Raw genomic sequence first — 24,906 nt, forward strand, 5'->3', positions numbered from 1 at the left:
TCCAAGGTCTAATGATGTAATTATCGCAGCAAGATTAAGGAATTATCATGGTGAACCTATATCAGCAATTTTTAAGTTTATTAAGGCACATTGAAGGCATAGCACCACTGGCTTTGCGACTTTATTTAGCCCCAGTATTAATGCAAGCAGGTTATAACAAGTTATCTAATTTTAGTGACACAGCGGCTTGGTTTGGTAATCCTGATTGGGGTTTAGGTATACCTATGCCTGAAGTCATGACCGCATTAGCTGCCGGCACCGAATTATTTGGCGGAGCGCTACTGCTGATAGGCTTAGCTACACGTATAGTGGCCATCCCTATGATGGTAACCATGTTAGTTGCGGCGTTTGCGGTGCACATTAATAATGGCTGGTTGGCCATTGCTGATGCCAGTTCCTGGCTTGCTAACGATAATGTCGCCGCTTCTGCTGAAAAGCTTGCTGCGGCTAAAGCACTTTTACAGCAACATGGTAATTACGAATGGCTCACAAGCTCAGGCAACTTTGTTATTTTAAATAATGGTATTGAGTTTGCCATAACCTATTTCATCATGTTGCTTGCGCTGTTATTTATGGGCGGAGGCCGATATACCAGCGTGGATCACTTTATTGCCAAGCGTGCTAGCTAGCGATTAATAACCTCATCTAACAATTTATCATGACATGTAAAAATCCCACTTTAATGTGGGATTTTTGTTAATATTCTTGAGAGATTAATTATCGGCGTGGACATGTGTCTGCGCAATGAAAAGACAGGGATTTTGCAATTGGACGCTTCAGAATTATTACTTACTCGCCAGTCAACACCTCGTTTAACAACGCCTGCGCCGAATGAACAACAATTGGACTTCATTCTTAATGCTGCTGCCAGAGTGCCAGATCACGGGGCTTTAACGCCTTGGGAATTTATTATCGCCACTGATGCAGGGTTAGAGACCTTAGCAGAGATATTTGTTACGGCGGCTAAGTCTAAAGGGGCGGATGAAACCTTTTTAACCAAAGTGAAAGGGATGCCACACCGAGCGCCAATGGTCATTACTGTCGTCGCCAAAAGTCAGTCACATCCTAAAGTGCCATTATTAGAGCAGCAGTTAGCCGCGGGCTGCGCCACCATGGCAATGCAACAAGCAGCGTTTTCTTTAGGATTGGGCGCAGTTTGGCGTACTGGTGACTTTGCTTTTAACGCGATGGTTAATCAAGGTTTGGGTATTGCCGCTGAAGATCAAATCGTGGGCTTTTTGTATATCGGCACCCCTGCGGTTAAAGCGCCGCTTAAACCGTTAAAACCAGGCCGACAATTCGCTCGATATTTATAACCTGTTTCTATGAAGTGGGCTTATCAACTTAATTGCTGAGCTCGAGAACAGTGCTAATTATAAAGGCGATCAAAAGCGTTAATAAAAATATAGTGACTCCAGTTGTGGAATCACTATATTTAATATTTTTAAATAAAAATGTTTGAGTTACCTAGGTCGGTGACTTTGCTCGTTATAATTAAATGTCTTAGTCGCTTGGGTCTAATGCATCTAACGGCAGCAAGTTCTGATATAAGTAATAGCCTAACGGGCCTAAAAATAGGCTTATTGTTCCCCATAGATAACGTTTAACGTTATCTATCTTTGCTGCTGTGTTAATCGCGCGGTAGCAAAACATAATATGCAATACGATTAACAGTGGTATGAGCACAAGCACCAAATCCATTTGTTCCATGTCTACATCCTTGGTCACTGCATGAGAGGATTACCTAAGCTTAATCCTATTTTGGAGATTAGCTGCTTAATCACTATAAAATCCATCTTATAGTTGACTTAACATAGCGCATTTACAGTACTTTTATCAATCATATATATGAATAACTATACAAAAGATTGATCTGTTGTTGCTAATATAAGCAGTTAGTAATATATCGACGCTATTTGAGGTAATGTTGCTGGGTTAAATCATCTAACCAGAGAGAGTGTTTTTTCATAACCATTTTAAATAAATCACTTTCTAGATGGATTTTGAGCCATTGTTTTACATTTTTATATGGGCTTTGCTGGAACCAGAGCTTATTAACATGTGCAAATTGTCTTACAAACGGAAAAATAGCGTAGTCAGCCATCGAGGGTGAGTCTGACAGCAGTTGTTTATTATCAGACAGCTTTTCTTCTAAAATTTCAATGAATTCACAGGCTTTAATGCGGTAATACTCTTCAGGATACTCAAGGTGTCTATCAGCATACTTGTATTTGTCTAGCCAAGGTTTAAATTGAAAATCATTCAATTCAATCAGATCAATTGCTGCTTTATCGGTTATAGAGCAGACTAAGCTTACATAAGCACTGTTGCATAAATATTCAGTATCAGCACAAGAATAATGACTTAATACATACTTGAAGATATCAATGCTTTCGTCTAATACTTTAGGACGATTAATTTGCGGATCATTCAGTACTAATACTGGTACTGTGCCTTTTGGCGACAGCTTTAGCATTTCTGCAGGTTTATTACGTAACTCAATTTCTCTTAATTCAGGATTTAACGAACTTAAATGCAAGCCTATACGCGCTCTCATCGCATAAGGGCAGCGCCTGAAGGTATAAAGAATAGCGGAAGACATATATAACTAGACCTTGTTATCGTGAAGTAAACAATGAGTGAGCTTATTCTATGTTTTTTATCTGTGGGTGTGTGAACTTTTTGCTTAGGTTGTCGGTTGGTTTTGCGGGTTTGTTGAAACATATGTGTTTACTGACACGAACTGAAGACGCTGCATTACGCCTAGCTATGGTTGTGTGATTAAGTTACAATTTCGCGCCATAATTTGAGGTTGATCACTCTTTTGTGCTTATTTGTCCTTAATCGTTATTAATTGCACTGGAAATTAAGTTCCAGCTAGCGGAGATATTCATGTCACAAGTTGTCGTTTGCGCGTTATATAAGTTTGTTGCTTTACCGCATTTTGAATCAATAAAAGCGCCATTATTAGCCCATATGGAGCAACAAGAAATTAAAGGCACTTTATTACTGGCCAGTGAAGGTATTAACGGCACAGTAGCAGGCTCGCAACAAAGTATTGATAGCCTGTTAGCCTGGTTGGCGTCACAAGATGGCTTAAATGAAATTGTGTATAAATTATCCTTTGACGACAACATGCCATTTTACCGCACCAAAGTGAAACTCAAGAAAGAAATTGTCACTATGGGGGTTGAAGGGATTGATCCAAGGGAAGTGGTAGGGACATACGTTAAACCAAAAGATTGGAACAAACTGATCTCAGATCCTGAGGTGTTATTAGTCGATACCCGTAACGATTATGAAGTACAAATCGGCACCTTCAAAAATGCAGTTAACCCTGTAACTGAAACCTTCAGAGAGTTTCCTCAATACGTCAAAGAAAACCTCGATCCAACTAAGCACAAAAAAGTCGCCATGTTCTGTACCGGTGGCATTCGCTGTGAAAAATCCACCGCTTACCTTAAAGAGCAGGGTTTTGATGAGGTGTATCACCTTGAAGGCGGGATTTTAAAATACCTTGAAGAAGTGAACCAAGAGCAAAGCCTGTGGCAAGGTGAGTGTTTTGTATTTGATAATCGGGTGGCGGTAAATCATGATTTAGATAAAGGTATTTACGATCAATGTAATGCTTGCCGCATGCCAATCACACAAGAAGAAATGCAGACCCCAGCTTTTGTTCAAGGCGTCAGTTGTCCACACTGTATCGATAAAATTTCAGATGAGCAGCGTCAACGTTTTATTGAACGTGAAAGACAGGTTCAACTGGCTAAACAGCGTGGCGAAGCCCATATAGGTAGTGACGTTAAACAAGTTATTCAGCAAAGACGTCAACATAAAGAAAGCGTGAAGCTAGCCCAAAATGAAGCTAAATAATTAGAGTCACTAAAGGTCGATTAAGCCAGTTTGATGAAAGCATCCATTGTCATGTGGGTGCTTTTTTGTATTGATTTTAGCTTTTTGAGGCCGATGTTATTTTTACTGTGCCTAAACAAGTCATTATTATAAATGAAACAGGTTGCTGGATTTAGCAGCGAAAGATTTGTTATTGCTAAAGTGAATAACAAATCTTAATCAGCTTATGTTATTTTTAGCATTGATCTAGAAATATAAAGTTGGAAGTTAATGTTTATTGGTTTTGATTACGGCAGTGCAAACTGCTCAGTGGGTATCGAGCAAGATGGTCAGGTGACACTTATTCCGATTAATGGTGATAGTTGTTTCTTATCTTCAACCTTATATGCCATGGATAGAGAACTTATCGCTGAAGCTGTTTATCACCGCATTGCGGATGAGTTAAAACCACAATATGGTCACTTGCGTTCATCGCAATTAAGCCGCGCCAGACAAGTCCGCCATGAGTTGGATATTTACCCAGACGAGCAAGTGGTATTTGTTGGTCCAGAAGCAATTGAAGCCTATTTGGAATTACCCGATGAAGGTTTTTACGTCCGGTCACCAAAATCATTTTTAGGCGCTAGTGGTTTAAGGGTCGATCAAGTGGCGTTATTTGAAGATATTGTCACCTTAATGATGCTTGAAGTGATGTCTCGGGCTAAAGCAGTAATTAAAGAGCCGATCACCAAAGCTGTCATTGGCCGACCTGTTAACTTTCAAGGTGTTGGCGGTGAGGAAAGTAATCAGCAAGCACAAGCTATTTTAGAAACAGCGGCTAAAAGAGCAGGCTTTGAACAAGTAAGCTTTTTATTTGAACCTATGGCTGCTGCGATGGATTATGAAGCGTCAATGACGTCCCACAAAACCGTACTAGTGGTTGATGTTGGCGGCGGCACCACCGATTGCTCTATGGTAAAAATGGGCCCAGAGTTACAACATAAAACCGATCGTAGTGATGATGTGCTTGGCCATAGTGGTCAGCGTGTTGGCGGTAACGATCTTGATATTGCCGTTGCCATGAACTGTTTTATGCCGCATTTAGGCCTAGGCTCTACATTAAAAAATAACCTTACAGTACCGCGACAACCATTTTGGAATGGCGTTGCTGTTAATGACATTAGTGCTCAGCGAGAATTTGGCTCTATTGCGACGGCTAAATTAATTGACGAACTCATTAAAGATGCCGAGCAACCAGCGCTTCTTAAACGACTTAAATCATTACGCTTGCATCAAATGAGCTATCAATTTGTTCGTCAAGCAGAGCAGTGCAAAATTGGCCTGTCACAGCAGACAGATTTTGATACAGATTTATCCTTTATTGAAGCGAACTTTGAGATTAATGTCTTACAGGATGCCTTTGAAGCTGCAGTTCAGCAACCTGTTAGCAAATTAATCACTATTATGAAGCAAGCTGTTGAGTCAGCAAGCGCCGAGCCTGATGTGGTTTATGTCACTGGCGGCACCGCAAAAAGTCCGGTGATCCACCAATGTATTTCAAGCCAATTTAGTGAAGCAGAAATTATTGTCGGCGACCATTTTGGCAGTGTAACCAGTGGTTTAGTGCGTTGGGCGGGTAAAGTTTTTCAGCACTAATTTTTTTAGCTGTGATTTAACTGTAAGCATTTAAGCATAAGCCAGTTACAACAGGTGTTATTAATCGTGTTGTAGCCAGTAAGGATAAACATCAATATGGTTCGAGCAATGATTCAAAACACGCCGGTAAATAAAATAACTGCAATGGCATTAGTGCTAGGGACTAGCTTATTAACCATGAGTTGCAGTGACGATGTTGGCAAGGTGAGTTTAGGGATGTTTACCACCAAAGACATTAAACTTAATAAGATGGTTGACCCACTAGTACCTGGGGTAACTTGTCATGTTGCCAGTATCGAAGCGGATTTAAGCTTTTCAGATCCATCCGATTCATCTATTTCATGTCGTCAAACCGGTGAAATTACCTCGCAAATGATCGACGCTATTGATAAGTCGGCATCAGGTGAGATTGTATTTAAAAAGTCTAAAAGTATTTTCTTTAAAACCATGAAAATCAGACGTATTTTAGATGCAGAAAATCAAACTCTGATGTATGTGTCTTATTCGACCAAGGAAACATCGGGTAGTTACAAACACAGCTTATCGACGGTGCCATTATGGGGCACTAAAGCTTATCAACAGCCACAAGCGGCGTACTAGTTTTTAAGCTAACTCACACGATTATTAGCATGAGGAGGGTAAATGGATTGTCCTTATTGTAAACAACAGCTTCATGTTGACGCACTAAAGTGTTGCCATTGCTTAGAATATCTATCTGATCATATTTGTCCAGATTGCCACAGTAGCTTGCCTAAAGATGCTGTGGTGTGCCGCCATTGTCATTATCGATTCAGCCAAATTTCAATCAGTGCGACTGAATTAACCATGGCATTTAAAGCCGAATTATTGGCATCGGTTTTATTTCGATTTAGATTGTTACCCCAAGAAATCGAAACTGATGTGGATAAAATTTGCATCAATGCACCGGGGCTATTTCGTTTGTGGAATAACACCGATGAAGTCCCGTGGAATAAAGTTGCCGGATTTAATTATCGCAGCGGCATTATTTGGGACCGCATCGAAATTGAAACCCGCGGTCAAAAGCCCAGTGTCATTTTGGGCTTGTCAAAGCACAATAGTGAGCAGTTACGAAAATTACTGCAATCTATTGTTAATGCTAATTAATTTTCTACTCGTCACATTATTATTAAGCGTGTTCAGATAATAATGTGACGGGGTTAAAGTGAAAATTGACAAGCCTCTCCATCCATAAGCAATGTTTTAAATTGCCGCTAAAAATGCATCCTTTAAACTGTCGTCTCTACTTCAGGGTGATTTACAGCATCATGTTGCTCTGCTCTACGTAGCATTAGCGCAATCACTTTAGAACATACTAAAGCCACTGCGACCATCACTACGGCCATGATAGTTAACATTTGAAAATAGTCACCATACATGTTTTGGGCGATGTCTTGGGTCAAGACTTGTCCTTTTTCAAGGGCAATATGAGTTGATAGCACTGCGCCCACAATCCCACTTAAAGCGATTGCCACTGAAAATAGGCTAACAGAAAAGTTTTCAATATGTGCGGGGGCAACAGACAAAATAAATGCCACTACCATTGAGCCGACAATCACTTCAGCAAGCGCTTGAAAAAAGTGCACTGCAAAAAAGACTTCAGGTCTAATGGTGACATCTGGGCCGATGTTTGAGATGAAATAGGTTAATATCCCAAATGCGATAGCTGTCATCACAAACGCCACCGACACCTTGGTTGCAGTCGACAGGTTAATGCCTTTTTTCTCTAAGGCAGAAAAAGCCATGGCGACCACAGGACCGCCAACCATACACCAGAGTGGGTTCATCGCCATTGCCGCTTCTGGTTGCAGTGGAATAAAGCCAAACAAATTGCCGCTCAGGGTATTAATGGCAACAATGTTCATTGATGTCATCATTTGTCCGTAATACACGAAAAAGCAGGTCGTTAAAAAAGTGGCAATTAAAATGGTGCCCATTCTAAGTTTTTCTGCGTGACCTACCTGAAACATCAAAGCAATGAAGTAACCAATTGCCATTAAGCCAATGGCATAAACGATATTTTGTCCAATTTCCATATTTGAGAACATGAAAAACACTAGGCCAACCATGGCGAAAGAAATAACAGCAAAGCCAAACCAGGCTTTAATTGATAGTGATTTTTGATCGATAGGTTTTCCTAAAGCTGAAAAAGGCTTTTTGAGCACCACAAGAACGACTAGGGCAACAGCTGCCAATATGGCAGAAAGCATGAAACCGCCAGTAAAACCAATATAAAGAATTAACATCGGGAACAAATACTGCCCAGCAAAGGCGCCAATATTATTGACCGAGTAATTGATTGGGAAACCTTGTTCAAACTCTTTTTGAGAGTTAAATGTTCTTCTATAAAGGCTTGGGTAAGATGGCGACATTAACCCGCGGCCATAACTAGCGAGTGCTATACCAGCCATTGCGGTAGGGACATGTAATGAGGATGCGCCCACGACCAGTAGAATATAACCGGTAACAAATGCAGCATAACTAATGGTGAGTGAGCGATAAGCACCGAGTAATTTATCGGCTATAAAACCGCCTGCAATAGCAAATAATGGCCCGATAGCGGCGAATGCGCCGACAACCATCATGGTCTCGGATTCACCGTAATTGAGTTCTTCTAGAAAAAAGCGCGTAAGGCTGACGAGCACGCCATAAAAAGATAAGCCAAAAAGCATTTGGCAGACCATCATCGACTTGTTGAGTTTATTCCACATTTTTTAGGCCCTGATATTTGTATGTCGCTAACGAAAATTGCCCACGAGCACTGTGACTCATGAGAGAAAGGTCGTTGTTCACACCTTGATTGCAGCAAGGGAATTGAGGGAAATTAGCAATTGTTTGATGAACTTCTGAATCGCTTATGTAGGACGCGATCCTACAAAAAGGGCTAAGGATTTTGATGCTGACGATCCAAAGTGATTGGCTTAAAATAGCGTATAGGTTGATTAATTCAGCAGTGACGCCATGGGGGCATTATAAAACAGTCACATAAGCTATTTTCATTGAGATATTTACTGACGATAAATCAGCTTGATGCCATAAAGCCGCACAGCACAGAGCACCTAGGGTATTGAAGCAAGCTTAGATATTTGTTTGATTAAATTATTAGGCTTTACACGTCTGGATGATTTTTCAGCGCATTTTGAACCAGTAAGTAGGCGCGCCAGTAATTAAATATGCCGCCTAATAAAAATAGGATACTGCCCAGCATATATTGCCAAGCAAGAAAGTTGAGAATAAGCAGGTGATCATTTGGCGATTCAAAAGCCCACAGATAAGGGATAGAGGCCATACCATAGAGAACTGAGCCGACAATAAAGGTGATTGCTGTTAGGTTCATCAATTGCAGTAATTGCACCGATTCAGCCTTGATAATCAGTAACACATTGGCTGCAGCGCCAAGCACAAACAATGTGCTGCCAATGATAAACAACCAAGTGCCGAGGATCAGATCATCAACCGCAGGGAAATAAGATATTCGGCCAAAAACAAAACATAGGGTACCCAGCAGATAACTGATACCTGCAAAATATTCTAATTTTAAATCAATCCCGTGGGATAGCTGGCTTTTCCAATGTCGCCTGATCTCAGCCATATCGTGAACATTAACCGCTAAGTAAATCAGTGAAGCGGCAAGAAAAAACCAACCGCCAATATGGGCATATTCAGCCCGACTTGGGAAAAAAAAGAAACTGCCAATAACAAAAAGAATACCGCCGACTTTATAAGCAATTGCGTTGATGGTTTCCCAGCGAAATTGTGCTCTAAGTTCTTTCTTATTTGCAGTTAAATTAAGAATACGTCGACGATTTGAAAATATATGCGGCATGTAAGTTTTGTCTCGGTTCTGGGGGGAAGAGGTTTCTTAAGTTAGTTTTGCTCATAATCTACAAGTACATCAATAAATGTGTTTTACTGACGTTTGTTTAACCTAGGTGCCTAAGCGTCTAAATTAACACTTCGATTTAAAAATTCTGCTACAACTGCCAAAGGATGATAAACCACAGCTGTGAATAAGTGAAATATTCAACTCCACATCAGCCTAATTATAATCGCTAGTTACATTTATTGTTAAAACGAGTTGTCGCGACAAGAGTTGGCGGTTTGGATACAAGAAACCCTTGATAAATGGATAAAACTGGATTGATGTTCGTATTATGCACAATCAAGGTGTCCTAGCAGAGGATGATTGGCACTTAATCGCTTGGAGTAATGCCTTAACTTATAGTCCAATATTTTCAGAAAATATAGTAGATAAATTTTCGCAAATTAGTAGTGAAACCTTTCTAATCATCGGCACTAGGGATAGAACAGGCCCTGGCCGAGGTTGGTTAAAAAAAGGTGTTAATAGAAAACTTGGAGATGACCAAAACCTTGGCAAACAAGCTCAGGTAATGATTAAAGGTTCAAGCCTTTTTGAGTTGGAAGGTTTAGGTCACATGCCACAATATGAAGATTATGATGCTTTTCATGCGGCATTTACTCAGGTGATTGATGAATAGTTTACTTTGTTAATTAGGGTGACTTATCTATTTTAGCCATTCAAAACATTAAAAAGGCCGAACATATTACACTGTTCGGCCTTTTTATTATCGATTATTTGTGTTGTTGATAAGCTCTAAATCAGGGCTTAGCGCTTAGATTCAACCTCGTTATAACGCTCAAATGCTGCGGTTAAGTCGGCTATAAGATCATCGGGATCTTCAAGGCCAATATGTAGGCGAATAAGCGGCTTGCTGGTGTCCCATGTGGTGGCAGTTCTAATTTTATCAATGCCAAAGACACCGAGAATTAAACTTTCATAACCACCCCAAGAAAAGCCCATTTTGAAGTGACGCATGTTTTCTACAAAAGCGGTCACAGAGGCTAAGTTGCCTTGTTTGAGTACGAATGAGAATAAGCCATTACCGCCACTGAAATCTCGCTGGTAAAACTCATGGCCCGGACAAGTTTCAAACCCAGGGTGGCGCAGGTGGTCTACTTCAGGTCTGGAGGCTAACCAATTAGCGACCTTTAAGGCATTTTTGTCATGTTGGGCCATTCTGACGCCTAAGGTGCGTAAACCTCTTGCGGCAAGATAAACATCATCTGGTGAAGTAGTTTGACCCATGATGTAACTGTTTTCACGCAGTTGTTCCCAGCAGGCTTCATTAGCGGTTGCTGTGCCCATCATCACATCAGAGTGACCAACAATGTATTTAGTGGCAGCTTGAATTGAAATATCAACGCCCATCTCAAATGGACGACAATTGATAGGCGAAGCCCAAGTGTTATCGAGCATGACGACCATATCATGTTCGTGTGCGATACGACTTAAAGTGGGAACATCTTGAATTTCCATGGTGATAGAGCCTGGTGATTCAAGGAATAACACCTTAGTGTTGGGTTTAATCAGCGCTTTAATCCCTTCACCAATTAACGGATCGTAATAGGTGGTTTCAATGCCAAAGCCAGCTAACAGCTTATTACATAAATCGCGGGTGGGTTCGTAAGCATTATCAACCATTAATAAATGGTCACCACTTTTTAAAAATGACAGTAACGCGCTGCTTATTGCTCCCGCACCTGACGGATACAAGGCGGTACCTACGCCACCTTCAAGTTCACTGATGGCTTGCTGAAATGAAAAATGCGTTGGGGTGCCACGGCGACCATAAAACATTTCGCCATTGGTTTTATTTTTAATGGCAAAACGCATGTCATCCATGGTGTCAAACACTACGGTTGAGGCGCGAAACACCGGTGGGTTAATAATCCCTTTGGTGTATTTTTTGTCTCTGCCGACACTGACGATTTGCGTGGCTAATTTGTCTTGCTGATTGCTCATAGATTCATTCCCAACTGGCACAACGGATGTTATGAATTATTGTTTTAGCCATCCTAACATCTATACGGCTAAAATAAAGGTTATTTTGAGTCTGCTAAGGGGAATATCAGCACGAACTTAACCCCACTGCCATCGGCTAGATTCTCAGCCTTAATGCTGCCTTGGTGAAACTCAGTCACTAATCTTGCAATGTACAAACCTAGCCCTAGATGCGGCTTGGCTTGCACGCCTTGTGGACGTATTGACACCATAGATTCAAAGATTTGCGCTGTCATGTCTGCAGGCAATAATGGCCCTTGGTTAGCCAGTTCGATAATCGCAGTTTTAGCGGTGCGTTTAAGTGTCAGCCTAATAGGATCATCAGTACTGAACTCAATGGCGTTATTAATCAGTTTATCCATCAGCTGCGCTATGTATTCAGGTACACCGAACATGATCATTGGGCCATCATCAATGTCTAGGGTAAATTGAGTTTCAGGGTAGGTATATTGATAACCTTGCATGCAGCCGCTAATGACTTCTGTTAAAGAAAACTGGCTTTGCTCTGCATGGGATAAACTGGCTTCTAAGCGGGTTGCTTCACTTAAGTTGTTTAAGATTAAATGCAAACGGCTGACACCTTCTTGAGCGCGAGCGACGTATTTTTCACTGCCAGGCTCAAGTTGTTGCAAGCTTAAATGCTCAAGGGATGAACGCACTACGGCAACTGGGGTACGTAGTTCGTGTGACAGCCTCGATGACATGTTCTCTAAGTAGTGGGTGTATTGACCTAAACGGCCAACAATATTGGCAAAGCTGCGAGATAAATCGCCAATTTCATCACGGGTTTTAGAGGGGACAATTTGTTGTCTCACTCGGCCTTGGCTATCGATAGCTTGTTCAGATTGATCTCTGAGTTTGCGAATGCGGCTTGAAATGCTGGATGCAAAGATAAACAGCGCCAAGGTGCCCATACTCATGATGGTTAAAATCACATTAAACAGTTTTTCTAGCGCGCGGTTACGCAGGGTACGAATTCCGTGGGTGGTTTCTTCAGCAATGACGGCGCCCATAACTTTATCATCAATCCAGATAGGACTGGCCGCGGCTAATACCACAGCTTTACTGTCAGGGGTTAAGCGCCAGGTTGAGCCTTGTTTTCCATTAAGGGCTTGTTGAATATGGCTGCCACTTAACTCGGTTGAGTCTTGCAATGAATCGACAAAATCCTGCGGCGGTTTAGTGAGGATTTTATAATATAGCGGCAATAGGTAATCAGTTTTAAATTGCCCCCAAATGCTAGGCTCACGGGTGTCATCTAAGCTTGATGACCAAAGATTATTGCTGGCGCGAATGTCACCCGATTTAGCTAATACCCGGCCATGATTATCAACCACCCAAATACGCGAGCTGTTATGACTCATACCTTTGATGATGTTTTCAATTTCAGGTGATGGCACTAACACTGTGCCTAAATGCGCCACAGAATCAATAGCTGAGGTACCGATAATAGTATTCACTGTACGGGTTTGGCTGTCATCAACATTGTAAATGGCGAACCCGAGTTTACTGCCTAGCATATTTAGCGGCATTCTAAATTCAATGTTATAACCTCTATCGGTGGCAAGCCATTGTCCTTGAATGCGAATTTCTGGTGTTACGGGCATTGATTGAGTTGGATCTTGTGGCAGCTCAAAGGCACTTAACCAACCGTCTTGAGTGTTGGCGACAATATAACGCTTAAATTGGCCATCAGGTGTTTGAGTGGCAATCACTAAATGATCGTTTTTATCTACCCGTAAGCTATTTTTACTACGATAGACCAGATGCTTATCGGCAACCTCAAAAAATCCATATAAATAGCCGGCGTATTTACCCACCATGTGACTAAAGTGAATATCAACGACTTGGTTTTCATTACGATTAAAAATCACGTGATCAGTGCCATAATTGATCACTCTATGCTGATATTGCTGCCAATCAGTCAGTTTACCATCAAGTTGAATTGGCCCCGAAAGTGGATAGGCGTATAAGTCGCGGCCTTTTTCAACCTGACTTAAAAAACTGGCTTGGTGATTAAACAGTTTCGGGCGTTCATGCAATGCGGTGGCTAAGGCTTGAGTGGTGCCCACCAAGGTTTTTTCTTGGCCATGGCGCAGGTATTTTTCCATTTCCCACACGTATTCATAGCCAAGCCAAGGTAAGCACAGCAAAAATAGCGATAAGATAACGACTTTAGCGCGAAGCCCTATGGGAATATTAAACATTAACTGACACTGTCCCAGCGGTAACCCATGCCATACACGGTATCGATGCAATTAAAGTCTTTATCTGCGCTTAAAAACTTTTTACGAATACGTTTAACGTGGGAGGTAATGGTACTGTCATCGACAAATATTTTAGCTTCTTGCATTAAGTCTTGGCGACTTCGCACATGACCTGGATGTTTTGCCATCGCGTGCACCATCCAAAACTCTGTCACGGTCAACTCTATAGGTTGCTGCTGCCAGTACACCTGAATACGGTTGCCATCAATGGTGAGCTTGCCGTGTTCAATCAGGTTATCTTCAACGATGGCTGCGCCAATCAGTTCTGAGCGTCTAAATAAAGCGGCAATACGAGCAATTAAGTGCGGAAAGCTGACATCTTTTGATAGGTAATCATCAGCGCCTAATCTAAGGCCGCAAACGGTATCAAAGTCACTGTCTCGGGCGGTTAAAAAGATAATCGGTAAACTGCTAGACATAGATCGCAGCGACTGACATAAGGTAAAGCCGCCATCTATTTCGGTCTCAAGGCCAATATCAATAATGGCTAGGTCAGGTAAACGGGCATTAAAAGCCAACATGGCAGCAGGGCGGTTGGCATAACCCTGCACGCTATAGCCTTGTTGTTGCAGTAACTCTTTATAGTTTTCTCTAATGGCTACTTCATCTTCTACAATCGCAATTCTTTTCATATCACCATCTTTGTTTTGTCTTATATGGCTGACTATACATTATTTTTATGGCCAAAAAAGCGCTCCCTAGCAATTGCCATATTGTTGCCACATTTCATCGCTACATTGCCACTTTTACGCCCCTTAATTGCCATTTCAATGCTGTTTAATAGTTTCATCGAATGAGCAAACGCACTTCATTCAAATTTAATTATTAATCTGAAATAAAGGACAACACCATGAAAAAGCAATTAATCGCCATCGCAATCATCAGCAGTTTATCGATCGCCAACATCACTCACTTACACGCAGAAGAAATGAAACCAGCGATTGATTCAACCATTGATTCAAGTGATGTTTTAGCACAAACACCAGAAAGAGAGCACACAGAAGAGTTAGTCGGCTTGTCATCTGGGGCCATATTAGGCGCTGTGGTAGGCGGACCTGTTGGCGCCATCGTTGGCAGCTTTGTTGGGGTACTTATTGGTAAGACTGTGGGTGATGATTCTGAGATTGAAACTCAAAATGAGTTACTCGCCAAGCAACAACAGGCACTCGAGCTGCAAACTTATGAACTTACGGCGCTACATGAAAAGCAACAGTCTTTGGCGGAGGTCAATGATGAATATATACAAGTGCAGACGCAATTAGCCGATTTGCGCCATGCTCAAGAGCAAAAAATGCAAGAGCTGGCCATCGGGCTAAATGTGCAATTCAAAACCGGCTCAGCGACTATCGAGCCTCATTTTGAACAACAACTCGATGATGTTGCTTATGTGATGGCATTATCACCAGATTTGATGTTGGATTTAACCGGTTACGCTGACCGCCGCGGTGACAGTAAATTTAACCAAGCACTATCAGAGCAGCGTTTAATAGCAGTGACCAAGTATTTGGCTAATCAAGGCATAGCTGATGAACGCTTACATGCCAAAGCCTATGGCGCGACAGCGCCTTTACATGAGCAACAAAATTTTGAAAACGACTTTTTTGATCGCCGCGTGACTTTAAAAATTATCCCTGTGGGTGAAGCTTTAGCCGCTAATTAATATGACGAAAATTCAGTGTAAACCTTGGACTGGTGAGAATGCTGGTTTTGAGGTTTACGCTAATTTCATGGAGAGAAAACAATGAATATTAGTGTTAATCGTCATAGGGTGCATTACCTTTGCTCGAGCTTAATTTTACTGGGTTTAGTGATTTTGAATGTGCTATTTCCAGTATATGCAATGCCAACAAGTAAAGCAGATGGGCGCTCTGCTGAGATAACCCTGGGCGTGCTTGAATATATACAAGAGGGTGAAATCCACTATAGCTTGCCTTTATCCACCGATGTGTCAATGAAAGTATCTGGCTGGGTTAATCGCGTTAAGGTTAAGCAAACCTTTACCAATAACACCCAAGGCTTTATAAACGGTAAGTATCATTTTCCGTTATCCCACAATGGAGCGGTGGATCAAATGCGGTTAGTCATTGGCGAGCGTATTATTGAAGGCGAAGTACAACCAAAATTACAAGCCAAAGCCACCTTTGAAAAAGCCAAAGCTGCAGGTAAACGTGCCAGTTTAGTGAGTCAGCAAAGGGTGAATATTTTTACCACAGAAGTGGCGAATTTAGCCCCTAACGAGACTTTAACTGTTGAGATAAGTTATCAAGAAAAACTTAATTATAAAGAGGGTCAGTTTAGTTTACGGTTTCCAATGACCATTACGCCGCGTTATTCGCCAACAGCTTTATCAGAGCAAGTTTTAGTCGGTAATAGTGCTAGCAGTCAGAGTTCTAGTGAAAGTCCTAGTCGGCAACAGCGCCATAACCATTTGGGCATATTTGATTCTATTGCTGAAATGCTACCTGAGATGCTAACCGGCTTTAATTTGAATAACTTTGCAGAAGGGGCTGTAACTGATGATGCCTCTTCGGATTCTGCTGGTAATATCATGGTTAATATTAATGTCGAATTAAATACAGGTTTTGAACTTGGTGCGGTAACCAGTCCGTATCATAAAATTAAAGCAGCGCCAGTGGTTGGCAAGCAACAATGGATGGTAGAACTTGATCGCGCTGTGGTCGCCAATCAAGATTTTGTTTTGAATTGGAAGCCTGTTGATGCAGCTAAATCGCATGCTGCAAATCATGCTGAAGTTGCGTTGCCGCTGCCATCAATGTTCATTCAACAAGGATTAACTCATCAATCAGCTGAACTTAGGTCAGCTAAAAATAGTATCAACAATCAAGATTATTACGGCTTAGTGATGTTAACGCCGCCACAAGTTAAAACGTATAACGGGGTCACTCCTCGGGAGTTAATCTTGGTTATTGATACCTCTGGCTCTATGGAAGGGGACTCTATAGTGCAGGCCAAACAGGCTTTACTGTCTGCGCTTGCAGGTTTAAGAACGAAAGATAAGTTTAATATTATTGGATTTAATCATCAGTTAACAAAACTATCTGCATCATCTTTGAAAGTTAACAGCCGTAATATTGCTAAAGCCAATCAATTTGTCCAAGGATTACAAGCCAATGGCGGCACTGAAATTAGCATGGCGCTTTCTGCCTCTTTGCTAATTCAAGATCAAAGCAATCAAATCGGGAGTGAAAACGCGCTACGTCAGGTGATATTTATTACAGACGGCGCGGTGGCTAACGAGCAAGGTTTATTTAAGCAAATAGAAGCCGGCTTAGGTCAAAGTCGATTATTCACTGTCGGGATAGGCTCGGCCCCGAATACGCACTTTATGGCGCGCGCAGCCATGTTTGGCCGTGGCATTTACACCTACATTGGTAAAACGGCTGAGGTAAAACAAAAAATCGAAGGGTTACTGCAAAAGATTGAGCAACCAGTGGCAACAGATGTAAAAGTCACTTATCAAGACGGCACAATTCCTGATCATTGGCCTGCAAGAATCCCTGATTTATATACTGATGAACCAATCTTAGTCAGCTTTAAATCTCCGGCATACAATCAGCAAGATATTGTTATATCAGGCGAGACTCAGGGCGAATATTGGCAACTACAGATACCTAATCCACACCAGACTCGTCATTTAGATAATTCAGACATTGAGGCCCCAGGGTTAGATCTTATCTGGGCTAATGCGCAAATCAATGCCATTGAAGCCACCCAAACTAGGGCGAACAGTGAAAGAATAAAACAGCAAGTTAAAGCATTAGGAATGAAGTATCACCTGGTGACCTCACAAACAAGTCTAGTGGCGGTCGATAAAACCCCAGTTAATTTTACCCCTGAATTTAACGCTGATTATCAAGTTAAGCCACATTTACCAAAGGGATTACAAAAAACCGGTGTCTTACCGCAAACAGCAACATCGAGCCGTTTGAATATACTCATTGGATTAAGCTTTTTATTGATTGCGCTTTTGCATGGACTTTGGCTTAAGCAGTGTCTTCCTGGTCAGCGGTTAACCATACCTAAGCATAAATAAGGAGCGCTGCGTTGATAAGTTTAAAAATGCTCATCCCTGGTTGTTTAGCCGTCTTAGGAGTCAGTTTTTTATCACATGGAGCCTATATGCAAGTTAAAGCGAATTTTGCGCAATATTTAATTGAGCAAGCATGGAATAAAACCTTGCAAGACCAAACACCCTATAAGCCTTGGAGCTGGGCTGATACGCATCCAGTTGGCAAGTTAATGCTTTATGCAGATAAAGAAACAGATGTTTATCCTGTAGGGGATCCTATGTTTGTGCTAGCGGGGGCTTCGGGCCGAAATTTGGCGTTTGGCCCAAGCTTGATGCTTAAAGGTGCAGGGGTTGGAGAGGTTGGTAATACAATCATTGCTGGCCACAGAGACACCCATTTTTCACACTTAAAAAATGTTAAAAAAGGCGACATCGTAGAATTAGAAACCGCAATTGGGCAAATACAAAGTTACTTAATAACCGGCATCGATATAGTACATGAAACGCAAACAGAGATACTCGATATGACGGCGGATAATCAGCTAACATTGATAACCTGTTACCCGTTTGAAGACTTGTCTGCAAGCAGTGATTACCGTTACGTGGTAACGGCAAAACAAGTAAATCACAGTTAGTTGTTTTAATTGGACGGTTTAATTTAACTCGCTACTTAATCGCTTTAACTATATAGGCATGACTCTATTACGCCCTAATCTTTTTGCTTGATATAACAACTGGTCAGCAGCCTCAATTAGCTGACTAGTTGTTTGATTTTCTTGCCACTGCACCACACCAAATGACGCATTGACATTATCAATTCGAGTGTCACTGCGCCTGTCTTTGACCCTGAGTTTTTCAATGGAGCGTCTCATGGCTTCGGCTAATTGTCTGGCGATCCTTAATTGGCTATTTGGGACGATAATGGCAAACTCTTCACCGCCAAAACGGTATAACTTTACCCCTTCTCGACAAGATTCCTGTAGCCGTTTGGCTACCACTCTAAGTACTAAGTCCCCAAGCTGGTGGCCATAAGTATCATTAAATAGTTTAAAGTTATCAATGTCAGCCATAATCAAGCAGCAGCCTTGGGGCGATTGTGCAATAACCGCATTAATATCGTCATTAAAGGCGCGACGATTTAACGTTTCGGTGAGTGCATCATACAAAACATCTTTTTCTGTTTTAGCCAGCTTTTGTTTTAAAATATTAATCTCGGACTGCGCTTTATTGAGTTGTTCAGTAAAACTCTTGCTACTTGATTGAATACGCGAAGATTCTTTAACCATACTGCGCACCACAGTGACCAATTGTTCCAGTGAAAAATCTTGGTTTTCAAACTCAGTTAATTTACGGACATTTTTTTGTATTTGAGATTGAAAAGTACGGGTGTCATGATGGGTATCTTTGATTGATTGAGATAACTCGCACACCATAGCATCAAGATTTTGACGCATAGTTCTGACATCTAACTCAACAGGATCGGCGATATGTTCTCGATACAGTAACTCACTTGAAACGGGTGAATATTGTTGATTTAGCTTAATATTTTCATCAAGTGCCAGATTTAGCTTAGGATTGGTTTCGCTAACATAGGCATACCAAAGTGCATAATTGGTTGGTGTTGTTGGAATGCTGTGTTTTAGCATTAAAGGTACGGCTTTTTTTAGATGAAGCGCGGCCGTTTTCAATAAATCGTTAGACATTCAATCCCTCAACAAAATAGGTAATAAAGCGAATGAACCAATTAGGTTTATCAATGATAATATAACAATTAATTAATGTGATAGATATTTTGTTAGTAAGTTTTTTGATAAACAGGCAAACCTTAAATAAAGTTTGCCCGTTTATTGATTGAAGATAAGATATTTTGCCGTGATTAAAAATGTAGTTGTTTAAAAGCGGTAGGACACTGCAAACATAGGGCCGGTGAAACCATAGTTTATGTTGTAATCTAGGGTACGATATTCTTCATCTAAAATACTTCTAGATTGTTCAATATCAACATCGACATCATAATAGTTATACGCCAGTGCTAATTGCCAGTTATCGCTAATTTTTGCCTGCACGCCAGCCCTGATGTCGACTAACGAACCTTTAAAATTATCATATTTGATCGCAAAATATTGAACATGGGCGCCAAATGTCCAACCAGGATAAAATTCATAGTTACCATATAAGCCGATATTAGGCAGAGGCGCAGTGATTGCGTTATCAACAACTTTTGGAGTAAAGGTCGTCGTATCACACAAACTATTGGGGTTACTGTGACCTTCACATAAACTAATATTGCCTTCGAAAATGGTTTCAACAAACATGGTGTGAATACCAATCGATGCGCCGACAAAATATTGTTCACCTTGCCAAATATCATAACCATAACCTAAACGGAGGATATCGATATTTAACGTGGTGGAAATAGTGGCACTACCATCAATAAGGTAATTCTGATCATTATCGCCAAATTCAGGGATTTCAATATCAAACCCCAGTTGTGGGGTTTCAGCATCTCGATGTAGAGATTTCCAATCAAGGTAAATATTATGACGGTCTTTGAAGTGATAGCGGAATTCGAAAAAAGGTAGAAATTGATCTTCTGTTAAAAGTAAGTCGTCTTCAAAATCAAGCAAATAGTAATTACCTGTATCTCTGGCACTTTTAACTAACATGGTGGAATCTGTATTGGCATAAAAAGCCCCGAGAGTAAATTTATACTCGTCAGCAGACACACTGTTAGATATACATAGGGCTGTCAATAGACCGATAGGGACTCGCTTTAACATTATTTCTCCGCACTCTATGGGGCTCATTTGGGGTAATAAATGAGGGTCGTGCATTATTATTTTTTTAGTTTTACTAGGCTAATATCTTAGCGCTGAAATATATTAGCATTATGTAAGCAAATGTGAAGTTTTTGTTGCTAAAGCGGTGGTTTTTTTGATCTAGTACAGGTTAACAAGCGTATTGGGCTAAAAACAAACGAAAGTCGCATTAAACCAGCTTGTTTAATGCGCATTTATAACCATACCTGATAATAACTACATCGTAGAGGGGCGCAGAATTGCTGTGGCTGATTGACAAGATTAAAAAGTAAAAGAGACTAATTCAGCACATAGGCATTAATCAAAATACATGCCCAAGTGATCCCACATAAGGCTAGGCTCATAAATACTGCTGCAGAGGCAGTATCTTTGGCTTGGCCACTTAAGGGATGAATTTCATCACTAATGCGATCCACTACAGCTTCAATTGCAGAGTTAACTAATTCGGTGATCAGAACAATAAATAAAGTCATGATTAACAGCAACTTTTCAATAAGGCTGACATCGACCATAATAGCCACTGGCAGTAAAATCCCCGCTAAAATCAGTTCTTGTCTGAATGCTGCTTCGTTAACCCATGCACTTTTAAGCCCTTTAAATGAAAAACCTGTCGCACGTAAGACACGTTTTAATCCATGATTGTTTTCAGGTTTCATATTGGCTGACTTAGTCCCTAAATGGTTTGGTGGATGATGGTCCAATTGATGACAAAAGTAGCCAAACATTGGCTAACTTATGGCAGTTTATTGATCATGCACTAAAATTGCTAATCAATTTGTTTAATTATTAGTTTACTTTTACGGCAACAGGATGTTGTTCCAAATACCAGCAAGGATGCAGCTATGTCTATTTTTTTATCAAAAACTATTGCTACGCCAGTGTCAGCTCTGTCGTTGATAGTAATTATATTGGCTGATTTTATAAGGCGTAATATATCAATCATCATGACAGTATTGAGTCTCTTTGTGCCCCCCATATTGGTTGCTGCAGATAAGCCAGCAATCCAACTTGCTACCAAAATCACTGAAGGAATTGATATTAATCAATATTATGTCAGTGAAAAGTTAGATGGTGTACGTGGTTATTGGACTGGGGACAAAATGCTTTCACGTTCAGGTCGAGAGTTCATTTTACCGCAATGGTTCGTGGCAGATTTTCCCAAGCAGGTTTTAGAAGGGGAGTTATGGCTAGGAAGAGCAAGCTTTGAAGCCATGTCAGGGCTTGCACGAAAAAATATCCCAGACAGTGAAATGTGGCGGCAAGTGAAGTTTATGCTGTTTGACTTACCTGAACATGGGGGCATGTTTCGTGACAGATACATAGCACTGCAACAGCTGGCCAAGCAGTCTAAATATCTGCAAGTCATACCCCAAGAAACGATAACCTCTGACACCATGCTGTATAAAAAACTGGATTTAGTCGTGAGTGCCCAAGGTGAAGGGCTAATGCTTCATCGCAAGCAAGCTTTTTATAAAGTAGGTCGCAGCCAAGATATTATGAAATTAAAACCCAAATATGATGCTGAAGCCATTGTTATTAAGCATATTGAAGGCAAGGGGAAATATACCGGTATGCTAGGGGCAATAGTTGTCAGCATGCCCGATGGGCTTGAGTTTAAAATCGGTAGCGGCTTTAGCGATGAACAAAGGCGTAAGCCGCCCCAAATAGGCGCAACGATAACTTATCAGTACTTAGGTCTAACCAAAAATGGTGTGCCACGATTCGCTCATTTTTTAAGAGAAAGACCTAAAATGTGATAGACATAAAAACAATTTTTAATACGCTGAAAAAGGAACTTATGTGAATACAATTAACTCGGTACTATTCGTATGCCTAGGTAACATCTGCCGCTCACCTAGCGCTGAAGCTGTGTTTCGTAGTAAAGCGGCTGAATATGGCTTAGTCATCGAGATTGCCTCTGCTGGCACCTTAGCTTACCACCAAGGTAATGCGCCCGATTCGCGCGCGATTAAAGCGGGCAATGCCAGAGGCTTAGACTTTTCAGGCATGTATGCAAGGCAAATCGCTCAGGCTGATTTTGAAAAATTTGATTTAATACTGGCTGCAGATATTTTTAACTTAAAGGACTTGCAGGCAATATGCCCGCAAGAACATCAACATAAGCTTAAATTAATGCTTAGTTATATGAGTGACGATATAGCTGATTTTGATGAACTGAGTATGGATAAGTTTTCCCTTGAGCAAGTGAATCATGCCAAGGAAGTTCCTGACCCTTACTATGGCGGCGCTAATGGTTTTGAAACGGTTTTGGACTTACTGGAGTCTAGCCTTGATAATTTAGCAAAGCAGATAGCGAAAAACCGTTAATATTATCTATACATATTCGCTCTTTAACGGGTAAAAACAATAAAGGCTTAGCATTGCTGCTAAGCCTTTATTTTAAATATGTCGTTTATCAAACACATTGCAGATAAGCTGGATGTTTTTGTTAAAGCCTTATTCGCCTTGGTGACGTTTACCTGATCGTTTCAGATTTTCTTGCTCTAATTTCTGCTGCTTAATAGCTTCTTTTTCAGCCAACACTCTAGCGACTTCTTCTTTCTCGATTTCGGCCATTTCAGGGGTTTCAAGGGTAAGTAGCCCTGTTTTGCCAGAGCGGAATTCATGTAACAGTAATTCTGATGCTTTATGTAAATCGATACGGCCACCAGGTCTTAGTGCTCCGCGCTTACGGCCAATTTCTTCAAGTAATTCAATGTCGGTTTCTGGCAATGATTTAAGCTTATAACGCTCACAAATTTCTTGTGGGTAAGCTTTTAAGAAATATTCAGCAGCAAACATGGCAACGTCTTCATATTCCATTGCGGTGTCTTTAATTGCACCAGTAACAGCAAGGCGGTAGCTACTGGCTTCGTTATCTACTTTAGGCCATAAAATACCCGGCGTATCTGATAGTACGATGCCATTTCGTAAATTAATTCGTTGTTGACGTTTAGTTACAGCTGGCTCATTACCGGTTTTAGCAATGGTTCTACCTGCAAGTGTATTAATGATGGTAGATTTACCAACGTTAGGGATCCCCATGATCATGGTACGAATATCTTTTTCGATTTTGTCTCTGGCAGGTACCAGTTTGCGGCAGATATCAGGAATGTTTTTGACCTGACCAGGTTGTAGTGTGGTGATAGCAGTGGCTTTTACGCCTTGTTCCTGCTCAAGGTACTCAATCCAACGCGCCGTGACTTTTGGATCTGCTAAGTCAGACTTGTTCAGTAGTTTGATACATGGCTTATCGCCCCTTAGCTTAGAAACCATTGGGTTTTCACTACTGTAAGGAATACGGGCATCAAGCACCTCAATAACAAGATCGACTTGAGGCATTGCCTCTTCAATCTCTTTACGAGCTTTATGCATGTGACCTGGATACCATTGAATTGCCATGATTTTGCCTTTTATAAATCTACTACTAACAAAGGGGGCATATTCTACCTTGTTATGAGTAAAAATGATAAAAAAAAGCGCCTATTGGCGCTTTAATATCATTAACGATGTCACTAAATAAGCAGTAGGGTTAAATAACCCCAAGCTCACGCAGTCTTTCCATTAAGTAGCTGTCAGCGGTGTGACGCTCTGACAATACTACTTCTGGATTTGGGTGTAAGAATAGTGGTAATGAAATTCTTGATTTAGTTTTATCACTGCCTTGAGGGTTAATCACCCGATGTGACGTTGAAGGGTAGTAACCTGCTGATGCCTCTTGTAGCATATCACCGATATTGATAATGATATTACCAAAGTCACTGGGTACATCAACCCAGTTACCTTCTTTGGTTTTAACTTGTAGTCCTGGCTCATTGGCAGCAGGTAGTACAGTAATAAGGTTTATGTCCTCATGTGCAGCAGCTCTGATAGCGCCTAACTCTTCATCGCCAAGCATTGGCGGGTAGTGCAGTACTCTTAATAATGTCTTCTGACTATTTTCAATCATTTGTGGTAATGGCATTGAGAATTTGTCAGCAATATCCTTAGGTGCGTACTCTTCAATCCAGCCGAGTAACTCTGCTGCTAGCGCGTTGGCATGTGCATAATAGGCTAAGATATTTTGTTTTAACGATTCAGGAATACGGCCCCAAGGATAAACGTGAAAATATTCTTTGATATCTTTTACGCTATGGCCTTTAGCGGTTTCTGAAATTGAAGCAGGGAAAAATCCATCTTGGGTTTCTGGTTTAAATAGATAATCATTTTTTTGTTCAGATTGAAAAAAGGCATACCACTCTTGATAAATTTTTTCGACCAGTTCTTGACTGACTGGGTGGTTAGAAAGAACGCCAAACCCGGTTTCTCTTAATGAAGCGACAAACTGTTGTGGACAATCTTTTGCGCGGTAATCAATTGTTTCTAGTTTCATATTTTTCTTCTATTGTTTTTATTTGACCCAGCGCGATTCTAACCTTGGTC

At 41.0% G+C, this 24,906-nt stretch carries 24 protein-coding genes; 12 read left to right on the plus strand and 12 right to left on the minus strand.

The window, feature by feature from the left end; genetic code table 11:
- The first annotated feature begins 47 nt into the window (after window positions 1–47).
- Together BCU57_RS04830 and BCU57_RS04835 are read left to right on the plus strand one after the other, a co-directional pair.
- Window positions 48–629: a DoxX family protein gene (locus BCU57_RS04830; protein ID WP_413211401.1), complete on the plus strand. Its 582-nt coding sequence runs from the start codon at window positions 48–50 to the stop codon at window positions 627–629.
- 138 nt (window positions 630–767) lie between these two features.
- On the plus strand, window positions 768–1,316 hold the full coding sequence (locus tag BCU57_RS04835) for an NAD(P)H nitroreductase (protein ID WP_102439615.1): 549 nt from the start codon (window positions 768–770) through the stop codon (window positions 1,314–1,316).
- Window positions 1,317–1,503: 187 nt separating this feature from the next.
- On the opposite strand, the gene BCU57_RS04840 is transcribed toward BCU57_RS04835, so the two are convergent.
- Window positions 1,504–1,710, minus strand: coding sequence for a hypothetical protein (locus tag BCU57_RS04840; RefSeq protein WP_076536156.1), 207 nt, complete (start codon window positions 1,708–1,710; stop codon window positions 1,504–1,506).
- A gap of 202 nt (window positions 1,711–1,912) precedes the next feature.
- Window positions 1,913–2,602 (minus strand): glutathione S-transferase, encoded by a 690-nt coding sequence (locus tag BCU57_RS04845; protein WP_102439598.1) that lies wholly within the window; start codon window positions 2,600–2,602, stop codon window positions 1,913–1,915.
- Between the two features lie 290 nt (window positions 2,603–2,892).
- Between BCU57_RS04845 and BCU57_RS04850 the strand changes: the two genes are divergently transcribed.
- From BCU57_RS04850 to BCU57_RS04865, 4 genes are all read left to right on the plus strand, one after another.
- Window positions 2,893–3,873, plus strand: a complete 981-nt coding sequence (locus BCU57_RS04850) for a rhodanese-related sulfurtransferase (RefSeq protein WP_102439599.1) — start codon at window positions 2,893–2,895, stop codon at window positions 3,871–3,873.
- Window positions 3,874–4,122: 249 nt separating this feature from the next.
- Window positions 4,123–5,487 (plus strand): molecular chaperone, encoded by a 1,365-nt coding sequence (gene yegD, locus BCU57_RS04855; RefSeq protein WP_102439600.1) that lies wholly within the window; start codon window positions 4,123–4,125, stop codon window positions 5,485–5,487.
- Between the two features lie 144 nt (window positions 5,488–5,631).
- Window positions 5,632–6,087 carry a CreA family protein gene (locus BCU57_RS04860; RefSeq protein ID WP_102439616.1) on the plus strand — a complete coding sequence of 152 codons (456 nt, stop codon included), beginning with the start codon at window positions 5,632–5,634 and terminating at the stop codon, window positions 6,085–6,087.
- Between the two features lie 42 nt (window positions 6,088–6,129).
- Window positions 6,130–6,612: a zinc ribbon domain-containing protein gene (locus tag BCU57_RS04865; RefSeq protein WP_102439601.1), complete on the plus strand. Its 483-nt coding sequence runs from the start codon at window positions 6,130–6,132 to the stop codon at window positions 6,610–6,612.
- A gap of 122 nt (window positions 6,613–6,734) precedes the next feature.
- On the opposite strand, the gene BCU57_RS04870 is transcribed toward BCU57_RS04865, so the two are convergent.
- Together BCU57_RS04870 and BCU57_RS04875 are read right to left on the minus strand one after the other, a co-directional pair.
- On the minus strand, window positions 6,735–8,216 hold the full coding sequence (locus tag BCU57_RS04870) for an MFS transporter (RefSeq protein ID WP_102439602.1): 1,482 nt from the start codon (window positions 8,214–8,216) through the stop codon (window positions 6,735–6,737).
- Window positions 8,217–8,614: 398 nt separating this feature from the next.
- Window positions 8,615–9,331 (minus strand): YrhK family protein, encoded by a 717-nt coding sequence (locus BCU57_RS04875; RefSeq protein WP_102439603.1) that lies wholly within the window; start codon window positions 9,329–9,331, stop codon window positions 8,615–8,617.
- A gap of 328 nt (window positions 9,332–9,659) precedes the next feature.
- Between BCU57_RS04875 and BCU57_RS04880 the strand changes: the two genes are divergently transcribed.
- Window positions 9,660–10,004 carry an alpha/beta fold hydrolase gene (locus BCU57_RS04880; protein WP_198589958.1) on the plus strand — a complete coding sequence of 115 codons (345 nt, stop codon included), beginning with the start codon at window positions 9,660–9,662 and terminating at the stop codon, window positions 10,002–10,004.
- Between the two features lie 128 nt (window positions 10,005–10,132).
- Here BCU57_RS04880 and BCU57_RS04885 read toward each other — a convergent pair whose 3' ends face one another.
- The 3 genes from BCU57_RS04885 to pdsR all read right to left on the minus strand — a co-directional run bounded on the left by BCU57_RS04885 (window position 10,133) and on the right by pdsR (window position 14,267).
- Window positions 10,133–11,329: a cystathionine beta-lyase gene (locus tag BCU57_RS04885; RefSeq protein WP_102439604.1), complete on the minus strand. Its 1,197-nt coding sequence runs from the start codon at window positions 11,327–11,329 to the stop codon at window positions 10,133–10,135.
- A gap of 80 nt (window positions 11,330–11,409) precedes the next feature.
- On the minus strand, window positions 11,410–13,575 hold the full coding sequence (gene pdsS / locus BCU57_RS04890; RefSeq protein ID WP_102439605.1) for a proteobacterial dedicated sortase system histidine kinase: 2,166 nt from the start codon (window positions 13,573–13,575) through the stop codon (window positions 11,410–11,412).
- Window positions 13,575–14,267, minus strand: a complete 693-nt coding sequence (gene pdsR / locus BCU57_RS04895) for a proteobacterial dedicated sortase system response regulator (protein ID WP_102439606.1) — start codon at window positions 14,265–14,267, stop codon at window positions 13,575–13,577. The genes pdsS and pdsR overlap by 1 nt, the downstream gene beginning before the upstream one ends.
- A gap of 218 nt (window positions 14,268–14,485) precedes the next feature.
- Here pdsR and pdsO point away from each other — a divergent pair, with 218 nt between their 5' ends.
- The 3 genes from pdsO to BCU57_RS04910 all read left to right on the plus strand — a co-directional run bounded on the left by pdsO (window position 14,486) and on the right by BCU57_RS04910 (window position 18,300).
- On the plus strand, window positions 14,486–15,295 hold the full coding sequence (gene pdsO, locus BCU57_RS04900) for a sortase-associated OmpA-like protein PdsO (protein ID WP_102439607.1): 810 nt from the start codon (window positions 14,486–14,488) through the stop codon (window positions 15,293–15,295).
- An 81-nt stretch (window positions 15,296–15,376) separates the two neighbouring features.
- On the plus strand, window positions 15,377–17,689 hold the full coding sequence (locus BCU57_RS04905; RefSeq protein WP_102439608.1) for a marine proteobacterial sortase target protein: 2,313 nt from the start codon (window positions 15,377–15,379) through the stop codon (window positions 17,687–17,689).
- Between the two features lie 26 nt (window positions 17,690–17,715).
- Window positions 17,716–18,300 (plus strand): class GN sortase, encoded by a 585-nt coding sequence (locus BCU57_RS04910; RefSeq protein ID WP_102439609.1) that lies wholly within the window; start codon window positions 17,716–17,718, stop codon window positions 18,298–18,300.
- A gap of 48 nt (window positions 18,301–18,348) precedes the next feature.
- Here the strand turns inward: BCU57_RS04910 and BCU57_RS04915 are convergent, their stop codons facing one another.
- The 3 genes from BCU57_RS04915 to BCU57_RS04925 all read right to left on the minus strand — a co-directional run bounded on the left by BCU57_RS04915 (window position 18,349) and on the right by BCU57_RS04925 (window position 21,140).
- Window positions 18,349–19,368 carry a GGDEF domain-containing protein gene (locus BCU57_RS04915; protein ID WP_102439610.1) on the minus strand — a complete coding sequence of 340 codons (1,020 nt, stop codon included), beginning with the start codon at window positions 19,366–19,368 and terminating at the stop codon, window positions 18,349–18,351.
- Between the two features lie 189 nt (window positions 19,369–19,557).
- Window positions 19,558–20,445, minus strand: coding sequence for a hypothetical protein (locus BCU57_RS04920; protein ID WP_241903554.1), 888 nt, complete (start codon window positions 20,443–20,445; stop codon window positions 19,558–19,560).
- Between the two features lie 317 nt (window positions 20,446–20,762).
- On the minus strand, window positions 20,763–21,140 hold the full coding sequence (locus tag BCU57_RS04925; protein WP_102439618.1) for a diacylglycerol kinase: 378 nt from the start codon (window positions 21,138–21,140) through the stop codon (window positions 20,763–20,765).
- 186 nt (window positions 21,141–21,326) lie between these two features.
- On the opposite strand from BCU57_RS04925, the gene BCU57_RS04930 reads away from it, so the two are divergent.
- Both BCU57_RS04930 and BCU57_RS04935 read left to right on the plus strand, forming a co-directional pair.
- Complete coding sequence (locus tag BCU57_RS04930) at window positions 21,327–22,241, plus strand: DNA ligase (RefSeq protein ID WP_102439611.1); 915 nt, start codon at window positions 21,327–21,329, stop codon at window positions 22,239–22,241.
- A gap of 43 nt (window positions 22,242–22,284) precedes the next feature.
- Window positions 22,285–22,812 (plus strand): low molecular weight protein-tyrosine-phosphatase, encoded by a 528-nt coding sequence (locus BCU57_RS04935; RefSeq protein ID WP_102439612.1) that lies wholly within the window; start codon window positions 22,285–22,287, stop codon window positions 22,810–22,812.
- A 129-nt stretch (window positions 22,813–22,941) separates the two neighbouring features.
- Here the strand turns inward: BCU57_RS04935 and ylqF are convergent, their stop codons facing one another.
- Together ylqF and BCU57_RS04945 are read right to left on the minus strand one after the other, a co-directional pair.
- Window positions 22,942–23,886, minus strand: a complete 945-nt coding sequence (ylqF, locus tag BCU57_RS04940) for a ribosome biogenesis GTPase YlqF (RefSeq protein ID WP_076536189.1) — start codon at window positions 23,884–23,886, stop codon at window positions 22,942–22,944.
- A gap of 130 nt (window positions 23,887–24,016) precedes the next feature.
- Window positions 24,017–24,856: an isopenicillin N synthase family dioxygenase gene (locus BCU57_RS04945; RefSeq protein WP_102439613.1), complete on the minus strand. Its 840-nt coding sequence runs from the start codon at window positions 24,854–24,856 to the stop codon at window positions 24,017–24,019.
- Window positions 24,857–24,906: the final 50 nt, after the last annotated feature.

Source organism: Shewanella sp. 10N.286.48.B5 (assembly GCF_002874355.2).
GTDB lineage: Bacteria > Pseudomonadota > Gammaproteobacteria > Enterobacterales > Shewanellaceae > Shewanella.